General features: G+C 64.5%; 13 protein-coding genes. 10 read left to right on the top strand and 3 right to left on the bottom strand.

Translation table 11 applies throughout. The annotated features are described in order from the left end of the window. The first annotated feature begins 25 nt into the window (after nt 1-25). The 4 genes from der to rmuC all read left to right on the top strand — a co-directional run bounded on the left by der (nt 26) and on the right by rmuC (nt 4,367). The gene (gene der, locus IP68_RS09530; protein ID WP_054134724.1) at nt 26-1,432 is read left to right on the top strand and encodes a ribosome biogenesis GTPase Der; all 1,407 of its coding nucleotides are present in this window, start codon (nt 26-28) and stop codon (nt 1,430-1,432) included. 134 nt (nt 1,433-1,566) lie between these two features. Further along, a complete protein-coding gene (locus IP68_RS09525) occupies nt 1,567-2,016 on the top strand; it encodes an Hpt domain-containing protein (protein ID WP_054134723.1) in 450 nt (149 codons plus the stop codon). A 60-nt stretch (nt 2,017-2,076) separates the two neighbouring features. Further along, nucleotides 2,077-2,598, top strand: coding sequence for a peptide deformylase (def, locus tag IP68_RS09520; protein WP_054134722.1), 522 nt, complete (start codon nt 2,077-2,079; stop codon nt 2,596-2,598). A gap of 248 nt (nt 2,599-2,846) precedes the next feature. Then, entirely contained in the window at nt 2,847-4,367 is a 1,521-nt protein-coding gene (rmuC, locus tag IP68_RS09515; protein ID WP_054134721.1) for a DNA recombination protein RmuC, read from the top strand. Nucleotides 4,368-4,544: 177 nt separating this feature from the next. On the opposite strand, the gene IP68_RS09510 is transcribed toward rmuC, so the two are convergent. From IP68_RS09510 to IP68_RS09500, 3 genes are all read right to left on the bottom strand, one after another. Next, nucleotides 4,545-4,862 carry a hypothetical protein gene (locus tag IP68_RS09510; RefSeq protein WP_054134720.1) on the bottom strand — a complete coding sequence of 106 codons (318 nt, stop codon included), beginning with the start codon at nt 4,860-4,862 and terminating at the stop codon, nt 4,545-4,547. Nucleotides 4,863-4,945: 83 nt separating this feature from the next. Continuing rightward, a complete protein-coding gene (locus IP68_RS09505) occupies nt 4,946-5,395 on the bottom strand; it encodes a hypothetical protein (protein ID WP_054134811.1) in 450 nt (149 codons plus the stop codon). Between the two features lie 44 nt (nt 5,396-5,439). Continuing rightward, entirely contained in the window at nt 5,440-7,047 is a 1,608-nt protein-coding gene (locus tag IP68_RS09500; RefSeq protein WP_054134719.1) for a phosphoenolpyruvate carboxykinase, read from the bottom strand. A 286-nt stretch (nt 7,048-7,333) separates the two neighbouring features. Here IP68_RS09500 and IP68_RS09495 point away from each other — a divergent pair, with 286 nt between their 5' ends. From IP68_RS09495 to IP68_RS09470, 6 genes are all read left to right on the top strand, one after another. Then, nucleotides 7,334-8,041, top strand: coding sequence for a response regulator transcription factor (locus IP68_RS09495; RefSeq protein WP_054134718.1), 708 nt, complete (start codon nt 7,334-7,336; stop codon nt 8,039-8,041). Beyond that, a complete protein-coding gene (locus tag IP68_RS09490; RefSeq protein ID WP_054134717.1) occupies nt 8,010-9,620 on the top strand; it encodes an ATP-binding protein in 1,611 nt (536 codons plus the stop codon). Before IP68_RS09495 ends, IP68_RS09490 begins: the two co-directional genes overlap by 32 nt. 32 nt (nt 9,621-9,652) lie before the next feature. Next, a complete protein-coding gene (locus IP68_RS09485; protein WP_231683865.1) occupies nt 9,653-10,093 on the top strand; it encodes an HPr kinase/phosphorylase in 441 nt (146 codons plus the stop codon). 49 nt (nt 10,094-10,142) lie between these two features. Next, a complete protein-coding gene (rapZ, locus tag IP68_RS09480) occupies nt 10,143-11,102 on the top strand; it encodes an RNase adapter RapZ (protein ID WP_054134716.1) in 960 nt (319 codons plus the stop codon). A gap of 115 nt (nt 11,103-11,217) precedes the next feature. Continuing rightward, complete coding sequence (locus IP68_RS09475) at nt 11,218-11,628, top strand: PTS sugar transporter subunit IIA (RefSeq protein ID WP_054134715.1); 411 nt, start codon at nt 11,218-11,220, stop codon at nt 11,626-11,628. Next, on the top strand, nt 11,625-11,897 hold the full coding sequence (locus IP68_RS09470; RefSeq protein WP_054134714.1) for an HPr family phosphocarrier protein: 273 nt from the start codon (nt 11,625-11,627) through the stop codon (nt 11,895-11,897). Before IP68_RS09475 ends, IP68_RS09470 begins: the two co-directional genes overlap by 4 nt.

The following is an 11,897-nucleotide window of genomic DNA, read 5'->3' as shown; positions in this document are numbered from 1 at the left end:
GCTTTCCCGCGATACAGGCGTGCGCATGTTACCTGAAATCGTCATCATCGGCCGACCCAATGTCGGCAAATCCACTTTGTTCAACCGTCTGGTGGGCAAGAAGCTGGCGCTGGTCGATGACCAGCCCGGTGTCACGCGCGACCGGCGTCTGGGCAAGGCGGAGCTGCTCGGCCTGCACTTCCAGATCGTCGATACCGCAGGCTATGAGGACGAGGACCCCGAAACGCTCCCCGGTCGCATGCGCCGCCAGACCGAGCAGGCGGTCGCGACCGCCCGCGCGGCGCTGTTCGTGTTCGATGCCCGCGCCGGCATCACCCCGCTGGACGAGGAAATCGCGCGCTGGCTGCGCACCACCAAGACCCCGATCATCCTGATGGGCAACAAGGCCGAGGGCCGCGCTGCCGATGGTGGGCTGATGGAATCCTATTCGCTGGGCTTGGGCGAGCCGATCGCGTTCAGCGCCGAGCACGGCGTGGGGCTTGCCGAGCTTTTCGACGCGCTGCGCCCGCTGATCGAGGACTGGGACGAGGGCGGGGATGACGACACGCAGCTGCCCGCGGTCAACATCGATGCCGAATCGGTGGACGAGAACGCGCTGGAGGCTGCACCGCTGCAGCTCGCCATCGTCGGTCGCCCCAATGCAGGCAAATCCACGCTGATCAACACCATCCTGGGCGAGGACCGGCTGATCACCGGGCCCGAGGCCGGGATCACCCGCGATTCGATCGCGATAGACTGGACCTGGAACCCCGCCGACGGCGCGCCCTCGCGCCCCGTGCGGCTGATCGATACCGCCGGCATGCGCAAGAAGGCCAAGGTGGTCGACAAGCTCGAAAAGCTCTCGGTCGCCGATGCGCGCCGTGCGATCGATTATGCCGAGGTCGTGGTGCTGCTGCTTGATGCGACCCGCGGGCTGGAACTGCAGGAGCTCAAGATCGCCGATAACGTGATCAAGGAAGGCCGCGCGCTGATCATCGCGATCAACAAATGGGATGTGGCGCAGGACGCCTCGAGCCTGTTCAACGGCATCAAGGCCGCGCTCGACGAAGGTCTGGCGCAGCTCAAGGGCGTGCCCGTGCTCACCATCTCGGGAATCACCGGCAAGGGCATCGACACGCTGATCAAGGTCGCGTTCGAAACGCGCACCGCGTGGTCGCGCCGCGTCTCCACCGGCAAGCTCAACCGCTGGTTCGAAATGGCGATCGAAACCAACCCGCCGCCCGCGCCCGGCGGCAAGCGGATCAAGCTGCGCTACATGACGCAGGCCAAGGTCCGCCCGCCCGGTTTCATCATCTTTGGCACCCGGGTGGAGGAGCTGCCCGAGAGCTATTCGCGCTATCTGATCAACAGCCTGCGGCGTGACCTGGACTTTGGCGCGGTTCCGGTGCGGCTGACCTATCGCGCGCCCAAGAACCCGTTCGCCAAGGACTGACTGCGGGCAAGCGGCCTATTGTGCAAATATTGCGGGCATCCGCGCGCGGTTATTGGGACGTTGCAAGACTTCGTTTACCATTGTCGGGGTAATTTACTCTCGGAGTGCTTTGGGGCACGACGGGAGATTGCATCATGTCCTATCTAGAGGCGCCGTTGATCAACTGGTCGACCTTTGCGGAGGCGCGTGCCACGCTGGGAACCGATTTCGTGCGCATTCTGGGCTATTTCCGCGAAGACGGCACAAAGTCCGTCGACGCGATCGAGGCCGCGATGCGCGACAAGAGCGCTGCCAGGCTGGTGCTGCCTGCGCACACGCTCAAGGGCGAATCATGGCAGTTTGGCGCCGAGCAGCTGGCGATGCTGGCCGAGAAGATCGAGATGACCGCGCGCCACTGTGTCGAAACCCAGCAGGAACCCGACGAGCTGCTCGAGGATATCGTAGGGCTGCGCGATGTGTTCCGCCTGTCGCTGGCGTCGCTTGAAAAGGAGGCCAACCCGCTGGTCGAACGCCGCAGCTTCGGCCGCCGCACGCCTGTCGCGGGCGCCGCAATGGGCGCGCAGCGCAGCTTCGGGCGCGGCTGACCGCGTCTCTCCTTCTGCCCATGGCTTGACCAGGCAGCCTTGCAGTCATATCTGGGCGGCATGGCTATCCTCCCTATTCTTGAAGTGCCCGATCCGCGGTTGAAGACCGTGTCCACACCCGTCGAGACGTTCGACGAAGACCTGCGCACGCTCGTCGCCGACATGTTCGAGACGATGTACGACGCGCCCGGCATCGGGCTGGCCGCAATCCAGGTCGGCGTGCCCAAGCGCGTGCTGGTGATCGATCTGCAGCACGAGGGCGAAGACGGCGAGCTGGTCAAGACCCCGCGGGTGTTCATCAACCCCGAAATCCTCGATCCCTCGGACGAGCACACGCTGTACAACGAGGGCTGCCTGTCGGTCCCCGATCAGTATGCCGAGGTCGAGCGTCCCTCGACGATCCGCGCCCGCTGGCAGGATCTGGACGGCAAGGTGCATGAAGAGGCGATGGACGGGCTGATGGCGACCTGCCTGCAGCACGAGATGGACCATCTCGAAGGCATCCTCTTCATCGATCACCTCTCGCGCCTCAAGCGCCAGATGGTGCTGAAAAAGCTCGAGAAGCTGCGCAAGGCTGCTTGATCGCCAACGTTTTGACAGCTTAGATCAGATCGTCACCCTCGCGTATGCGGGGGTCCCGCTTCTGCGCGTACGTTACGCCAAAGCGGGATTCCCGCATTCGCGGGAATGACGGGTATACTACCCAGTTGCTTCCCCCGCGAAGGCGGCGGCAGTTGTCCCCAGAGCGATGGCTTTGCCCCATTGCCAAGCCTTCCCCTGCGCTTTAGGTTCGCTTTTCGTTCTCCATACCCCGATCGGAAAGTACCAGCATGGACCCCGTGGTCGCCGTCCTTATCGTTGTCGCCCTGATCATCGGGCTCGCCATTGGCTGGTGGCTGGGCGGCAGGCCACTCGCCGATGCGCGCGCCGAGCGCGAGGAGGCGCAAGGCGCGCTCAAGGAGCTGCAGGAGCGGTTCAACGCCGCGATCCGCGATCTGGCAGGCGCGAGCGAGCGGGCGAAGCTGGCCGACGACCTGTCGCTGCGGCTGGAAGCCGTGCGCACCGACCATGCCGCGCTTTCGGGCCAGCTCGCCGCCGCTGCCGAGCGTGCACGCCAGGCCGACGAGCTGGCAGCAAAGCTTGACACCCTGCGTGCCGACCACGCCGCCGCCGCGCGCGAGCTTGCCACGATGAAGGCCGATGCCGCCAACCATGAAAAGCAGGTGCGGATGCTGGTCGAAGCGCGCGAACAGCTCTCGCAGCAGTTCGGCGAAGTCGGCAACAAGCTGCTGGGAGAAGCGCAGGAGGCATTCCTGCGCCGCGCGAACGAACGCTTTGCGCAGTCCGAAGAGAAGAACGAGGAAAAGATCCGCACGCTGCTGGCGCCGGTCGGCGAACGGCTCAAGACCTATGAGGAGCAGGTGCAGAAGATCGAGGCGACCCGCAGTGAGGCTTATGGCGACCTTAAGGGCTTGATGGATCAGATGCGTGCTGGCCAGCAGCAGGTCCGTGACGAGACCGCACGGTTGGTCAATTCACTTCGCAACGCTCCCAAGGCGCGCGGTCGCTGGGGCGAACAGCAGCTCAAGAACGTTCTCGAAAGCTGCGGGCTGTCGCAACACACCGACTTCATGATGGAAGTCAGCGTCGAATCCGAGGACGGGCGGCTGCGTCCCGATGCGGTGATACGCATTCCGGGTGGACGCACGCTCATTGTCGATGCCAAGGTTTCGCTCAACGATTACCAAGACGCGTTCGAGGCGGAAGACGATCTGGTCAAGTCCACCGCAATGGCGCGGCATTTCCAGTCGATGAAGAATCACGTCAATGCGCTTGGCGGCAAAGCCTATCAAACCCAGTTCGGTGACGCGCCCGATTATGTAATCATGTTTGTTCCGGGCGAGCATTTCCTGTCGGCCGCGATGGAGCATGACTCCACGCTCTGGGATTTTGCGTTCGGCAAGAAGGTGTTGATCGCGACGCCGACCAATCTTGTTGCCATTGCGCGGACGGTGGCGAGCGTCTGGCAGCAGGAGGCGCTCGCGGCCAATGCGCGTGAGATCGCCGAACTGGGCAAGGAAATGTACGATCGCCTCGCGGTCTCCGCCGAGCATTTGAAGCGCGTCGGATCAGGCCTGTCGAGCGCCGTTGGGCACTACAACAAGTTCGTCGGCAGCTTCGAGCGCAATGTGCTGTCCACTGGCCGCAAGTTCGCCGCGCTCAACATCGAGACCGGCAAGCGCGAGCTGGAAACGATCGACGAGATCGAAGCGCTCCCGCGCTATGGCGATGCTGCGCTGATCGAGGCGGATGCAGAGGTGAAGGACGCGCCCCAGCTGGCCGCTGAGTAGACGCGCAACCGCCCGCCGTTACCGTCGTCCCGGACCTGATCCGGGACCCAGAGCGAAATCTTGCAGGCACCCGCCCCCGGCTTCGGGGCAAGCCCGGGGTAACCGGGAGTGGTAACGTGGCGGAAGTGTGCGGTACCAAAATCCTCCCCGAGACAAATTCGGGGAGGATCTGGAAGGTCACTGCCCCGTGAACTTCTTCGCGAAGCCCATGATGTCGTTCATCGTGTTGCCGTCGCCGTCGCGATCGAGAAAGCCGGTGATTTTTTTAAGCGCATCCTCGCCGCCGACCTGCGCGAGCAGGTCATTGAGCTTGTCCATCGGCAGGCCGGTCGACTCAGCAGCCGATGCGACGGTGTCCCCGGGCTGGGGCGCAGCCTTGCCGAGCGCGGCCATGGCTGACTGCACCTGCTCTTCGCTGAGGCCTACCTGCTTGGCGAGGCCGGCAATTTTGTCGACGCCGCCCAGCTGGCCGACGATGTTGTTGAGGAAATCCATCGATGCATGCTCCCATCTCCAGCCGGGCTCTTCCGGCGAACGGGGAACAAGTTAACATGGCGACGGCGCGCTCGCCACGCCAATCACCCCGGCAGGCAGGCGACATCTGGTAAAATCACCGCACGCCGGGCCTCAACCGAAAACAGCCGCTCGCGCGAATAGAAACGCAGCGGCCAGTCGCGCGCGCCTTCGGGCGCGTCGAGCAGCGCGTTGACCTTGTCGACCAGCGCAAGCGCAGGATGGATGCGTCGCACGAACGCGGCGACCCCGACCGCATAGCAATGCGTGATCGTGGCGTGGAACCCCTGCGCATCGGTGTTTGGCGTCCCGACGCTTTCGTTGTGCCGCCGGATGATGCCGGGCAGTTCGTGCGCCGCATCCAGATCGGGGCGCTCGGTGATCAGCCACAGGCAGGCGGCGACATGCGCCTCATGCGTCCATTCGGCGCGCGGCAGGCAAGCGCCAATCAGCCGCTCGCCCAGGAGGCGAACGGCTGACGACGTTTCAAAATAGCGGATTTCGGCTGCGGGCATCATCGGGCTTTCGACTGGAAAGGCCCGATGCTGTCCGGGCCGGATCAGGCAGCGACGGACTGCCGGACAGGAGCGGCGCTGCGAACGCCTTCATCGACATGGTCTTCGAATTGAGCGAAGTTGTCGATGAACTGGCCGACCAGCTTTTGCGCGGTGGCGTCATAGTCCGTCTTGTCGGCCCAGGTGCCGCGCGGATCGAGGATCGCAGTGTCGACGCCGGGAACGCTCACCGGAACCTCGAAGCCGAAGTTCGGATCCTTGCGGAATTCGGTGCTGTTGAGGCTGCCGTCGAGTGCGGCATTGAGCAGGGCCCGCGTTGCCTTGATCGGCATGCGGTTGCCCACGCCGTACTTGCCGCCGGTCCAGCCGGTGTTGACCAGCCAGCAGGTGACGTTGCCCTTCGCGATGCGCTCCTTGAGCAGGTTGCCGTACACCGAAGGATGGCGCGGCATGAACGGCGCACCGAAGCAGGTCGAGAACGTCGCCGAAGGCTCGGTCACGCCGATTTCGGTGCCCGCGACGCGCGCGGTGTAGCCCGAAAGGAAGTGATACATTGCTTGCTCTGCGGTCAGCCGCGCGATCGGAGGCAGCACGCCATAGGCATCGGCTGTGAGGAAGATGATGTTCTTCGGCACCGGACCCAGGTTTTCGGCCGAGGTGTTGGGGATGAAATCGATCGGGTACGAACCGCGGCTGTTTTCCGCGAGCGTGTTGTCGGCGAAATCGAGCGTGCGGGTTTCCGCATCCATCACCACGTTCTCGAGCACGGTGCCGAAACGCTGGGTGGTGGCGTAGATCTCGGGCTCGGCCTCGGGCGAGAGGTTGATCATCTTGGCGTAGCAACCGCCTTCGAAGTTGAACACCGCGGTGTCCGACCAGCCATGCTCGTCATCGCCGATCAGCGTACGGCTGGCGTCAGCCGACAGCGTGGTCTTGCCGGTGCCCGAAAGGCCGAAGAACACGGCGGTTTCGCCCTCGGGGCTGATGTTGGCCGAGCAGTGCATCGGCATCACGCCCTTGGTGGGCAGCAGATAGTTGAGGATGCCGAACACCGACTTCTTCATCTCGCCGGCATAAGCGGTGCCGCCGATCAGGATCAGCTTTTCGGTGAGGTTGACCGCGATCACGGTTTCGCTGCGCGTGCCATGCCTGGCCGGATCGGCGCGGAAGCTGGGCAGATCGATGATCGTGTATTCGGGCGCGAAATCGGCGAGCTGGTCGGCGGTGGGGCGGACCAGCAGCGTGCGGATGAACTGGCTGTGCCAGGCGAATTCGTTGATCACGCGAACGTTGACGCGGTACTCGCTCTGCGATCCGCCGAACAGGTCCTGCACGTACAGCTTGGGCTTCTCGGCGAGCGCGGCCAGGAAATCGGCCTTCAGCGCGGCAAAATTCTCGGGGGTCATCGCTACGTTGGTCTTGCCCCACCAGACCGAGTTTTCGGTCTCGGCATCCCGGACGATGAACTTGTCGGTGGCGCTGCGCCCAGTGTGCTTGCCGGTCGCGACGACCAGCGCTCCGCCCTTGGCGAGCGAACCTTCGCCATTGCGCAGGGCTTCTTCGACCAGCGCTTCGGTGCCGAGGTTCCATTTCTGGTTATCGGTTGCGGTAAAGCCTTGATCGGCAAGCGAAACTTTGGATTTGTTAGCCACTGGTAGTATTCTCCCATGTCGCGGTCACCGATGGCTGGACTTGCGCCCACTGGCCAGCCTCGACCTCGTGGAGGCGACTCGCATGTTTCATCCCTGATGTTCAATCGTCCAAGACCACTGCCACACGGTCTGTCAATAGCTGCTACCGGTGTCATAACATGGGTCAGCGATTCCGCGTCAGAGCGGTTCGCGATGGTGCGGCGCAGCATTGTGCATAAAGCAGTTGTCCCTGACGCGACGATATGCGACCGGCAGGCAGGTTCATCGAGGAGGTTTCAGCCCTGGCATGGCGGCAGTGATCGCGCTGGTCGACGACGACCGCAACATTCTGACATCGGTATCGATTGCGCTGCAGGCGGAAGGCTTTGTCACGCGGCTGTATTCGGATGGCGAAGCGGCGCTCAAGGCGATCGTCGAGACGCCGCCCGACCTGTGCCTGTTCGACATCAAGATGCCGCGCATGGACGGGCTGGAACTGCTGCGCCGGGTGCGTGAACACAGCGCGGTGCCGGTGATCTTCCTGACATCGAAGGACGAGGAGCTCGACGAGGCGCTGGGACTGGCGATGGGCGCGGACGACTATATCACCAAGCCGTTCTCGCAGCGGCTGCTGATCGCGCGGATCAAGGCGATCCTGCGCCGCGCCGAACTGATGCGCACCCCCGATGCCGCAAGCGACGAACCCGCCGCCGAACCGATCGTGCGCGGGCGACTGGAGATCGATCCCGCGCGGCACATGGTCAGCTGGGATGGCAAGCGGGTGACGCTGACCGTCACCGAATTCCTGATCCTCGAGGCGTTGGCGGCGCGGCCTGGGGTGGTAAAGAGCCGCAACCAGCTGATGGATGCGGCCTATCAGGACGACGTGTATGTCGATGACCGCACCATCGACAGCCACATCAAGCGGCTGCGGCGCAAGTTCCGCGAAGTCGATCCCGAATTTTCAGCAATCGATACATTGTATGGCGCCGGATACCGTTTCTCAGGCGAGTAACCCGCCCGCGCTGCGCTTGCGCTGGACGCGGCGGGTCTCGCTGACCTGGCGGATTCTGGCGGTCAATATCTTTGCGGTCGCCATGCTTGGCGGCGGGCTGCTGTATCTCGACAGCTATCGCGAGCAGATTATCCAGGAACGGCTCGAGCAGGAGCAGCAGAGCATCTGGCTGCTGGCGCACGCGCTCGAACGGCTCGACCAGCCTGACCGCATCGCGATGATGAAGGCGGTCGCCAGCCGCTATGCCTCGCGGGTCAGGCTTTACGACCGGGCAGGGGCGCTGCAGCTGGACAGCTTTGCGCTGGGCCGGCCGACCTACACCTTGCGCGATCCTGCCGACGAGCCCTGGCAGCGCCATGCCGCGAGGCTGCTGGATGAAGGGTTTGACGGGCTGGTCAACGCCCAGAAGGTGGACGCCTATGTCGAGCGCCGTCCCGACAGGCTGGAGAACTGGTCCGAAGCCGTGGCCGCGCGCGACAGCGGCGCTGCGCATGCGCGGATGCGCTATGCGCGCGATCGCACCCCGATGATCAGCGCCGCGATCGCGCTGCCGCAGGGCTCGGGCGTGCTGTTCACCAGCTACAACGCACGCGACATCACCCGCATCGTCCGCGCGGAGCGGTTCAACCTGGCGCTGATCGTGCTGGCGACGGCTTTGGTGTCGGTGCTGTTCTCGCTGTTCCTGGCGCGCACGATCGTACAGCCGCTGCGGCGGCTGGCGAGCGCCGCGGTGCGGGTGCGGCTGGGCCGGGCGCGTGAAGTCGTTGTGCCGCGGTTGCCCTCGCGCGGCGACGAGATCGGCCTGCTAGCGCGGTCGCTATCGGACATGAGCCTGGCGCTCCGGCAAAAGATCGACGCGACCGAGGCCTTTGCCGCCGATGTCAGCCACGAGCTCAAGAACCCGCTCGCCTCGTTGCGATCGGCGCTCGAGGGGCTGGGCAGCGTCAAGGACGAGGGGCTGCGCGCGCAATTGTTCGACATCGCGTGCAGCGATGTGCGCAGGCTGGACCGGCTGATCACCGACATATCCGAAGCGTCGCGGGTCGATGCGCAGCTTACCCGCACCCGGTTCGAGCCGGTGGATCTGGGCGAGATGATCGAGAACCTGCTCGATCTTCGCCGCGCGCGCGGGCTCAACCATGGGCGCGAGATCGTGTTCGCGCGGCCCCGGCGCGGGGTGGCGGTGGTGATGGGCGAGGGCACAAGGCTCGAGCGCGTGATCTCCAACCTGCTCGACAATGCGGTGTCCTTCTCTCCCCCGGGCGGGCTGGTGCGGATCGAGGCGACGCAGGTGCGCGGGCCCGAGCGTTCGCGCGTGCTGGTTCGGGTGATCGACGAAGGCCCCGGCGTGGAGCCCAGCGAGCGCGAGGAAATCTTCCGCCGCTTTCACAGCGCGCGCCCGGAAGGCGAGGCCTTTGGCCAGCACAGCGGGCTGGGGCTGGCGATTGCGCGCACGATCATTGAGGGGCATCATGGCGCGATCAGTGTCGATGACCGCGACGACGGCAACACGGGGGCGTGTTTCGAGATCCGTCTTCCGGGGATCGATCAGGAGGGACTGCCGATATCACCGGCCTAAGGCGCGGGATAAGGCGGGCAAGGGGGAGGACAATGATGCAGCCAGCAGGGCACTGCACCTATCCGGCAAGCTGTGTCAGCATTGGCGGGGTGGCGCTGCTGATCAGCGGCGAATCGGGGATCGGCAAGTCGGAACTGGCGCTGGCGCTGATCTATCGTGGCGCGCGGCTGATCAGCGATGATCACGTCACGCTGCGCTGCGGCGATGACGGCCGGCTGATCGCATCGCCTGCGCAGAACATCGCCGGACAGATAGAGGTGCGCAACCTGGGACTGATGCCGATGCAGCCGGGACCGGAATGCCCGGTGGCGCTGCTGATCGAGCTCAACCGCGTAGCGCCGCGCTGGATCGAGCGCTGCGAGCAGCGGGTGATCCTGGGGGTCGCGATCCCGCAGATCCTGCTCACTCCCGACAGCCATGTGCTGCCGATCAAGGCGGAAATGGCGTTGCATGCCTATGGCTTGAAGGGCTAGGTCTGGCGCAGAGCTGCGGCAGCATTCCCTCCGCACCAGGGGTGGCGACATGATCGATTCCAGCACTGACGAGGGCGCGGGTTCCACGTCCGATCCCGTGCCCCAGCGCATCATGCTGGTCACCGGCCTTTCGGGCGCGGGCAAGACCACCGCGCTCAAGACGCTCGAGGATCTGGGCTGGGAGGCGATCGACAACTTCCCCATCCGGCTGCTGCCGCTGCTGATCGATACGCCGCAATCGGCACGGCGCCCCGATCAGGGGCGTCCGCTCGCCATCGGGTTCGACGCGCGCACGCGCGGCTTCGATCCCGCCTCGATCGTGCGGCAGGTACGCGAGCTGGAAGAGCACCCCGAATATGCGGTGAGCACGCTGTTTCTCGATTGCGCGGGCCGCGAACTGCAGCGGCGCTACGCCGAGACCCGCAGGCGCCATCCGCTGGCGCAGGACCGTTCGGCCGAGGCAGGGATCGCCGAGGAGCGCGAATGGCTGCAGCCGCTGCGTCGCTGGTCGGAAAACGTCATCGACACCACCGACATGCCGCTGTCCGAGCTGCAGCAGGAGGTGCGCCGCCGGTTTTCGCTCGAAAAATCCCCCACCAGCGTGATCGTCACCAGCTTCGGCTTTGCCCGCGGAATGCCGCCGAGCGCCGATCTGGTGTTCGACATGCGCTTCCTGCGCAATCCGCACTGGGACAGGGACCTGCGCCCGCTCACCGGGCTGGATGCGCCGGTTGGCGCGTTCGTGATGGAGGACCCCGCCTATCAGGGCGCGGTGGACCGGATCGTCGATCTCCTGAGCTATCTGCTGCCCCATTATCAGGCCGGGGCCAAGGCCTATGTTCACATTGCCATCGGCTGTACCGGGGGGAGACACCGGTCGGTGTTCGTTGCCGAGCAGATAACCAAACGCTTGCAAGAAGCGGGGTTTTGTCCCACTGTCCAGCATCGCAACCTGACGTCAAGACCCGTCGATGCCATAGAAGGAAGCCCCGTGCAGCCGCCCGAATGATGGCGGCACAAGAGGGCAGGGAGAGCTGAAGCAGACGACGCAGGGTCAGGCAGAGATATTCTCAAGAACCAAGTAATTTGGCTCAGATACAGGCACATTGGTACAAGCATCCCCTATGATTGGTCTTATTCTCGTCACCCATGGACGGCTCGCGCAGGAGTTTCTGGTCGCGATGGAGCATGTGGTCGGCAAACAGCAAAGCATTGAAACCATCGCCATCGGCCCGAACGATGACATGGAACAGCGTCGTGCGGACATCGCCAGCGCCATTGCCAAGGTGGACACCGGCAAGGGAGTCATCGTGCTCACCGACCTGTTTGGCGGCACGCCCTCGAACCTCGCGATCTCGCTGCTCGATGCAGGCCGGGTCGAGGTGATCGCCGGCGTCAACCTGCCGATGCTGATCCGGCTGGAAGGCGCGCGCCGATCGATGAACGTGCGCGACGCGGTGGCGGCCGCTCGCGATGCCGGGCAGAAGTATATCAGCGTCGCCTCTGACCTGCTGGGGCAGGAAAGCGCGCAATGATCCAGCAGACGGTGACGATCACCAATGTGCGGGGGCTTCACGCCCGCGCCAGCGCCAAGTTCGTCACCGCCGTGGCGCGCCTGCCCGATACGGTGCAGGTGCATGTCGCCAAGGATGACAATATCGTTACCGGCAGCTCGATCATGGGGCTGATGATGCTGGGTGCGGCACGCGGCGACAGCATCACCATCAGTGTCGAGGGCGAGGGTGCGGACGCCGCGCTCAAGAAGCTGGTCGGGCTGGTGATGGATGGCTTCGGCGAGGACTGA

The sequence above is a fragment of the Blastomonas sp. AAP25 genome (genome assembly GCF_001295965.1).
Lineage (GTDB): Bacteria > Pseudomonadota > Alphaproteobacteria > Sphingomonadales > Sphingomonadaceae > Blastomonas > Blastomonas fulva.
Note: the sequence above shows the minus strand (reverse complement) of the source record. Positions and strands in the feature narration are given on the sequence as shown.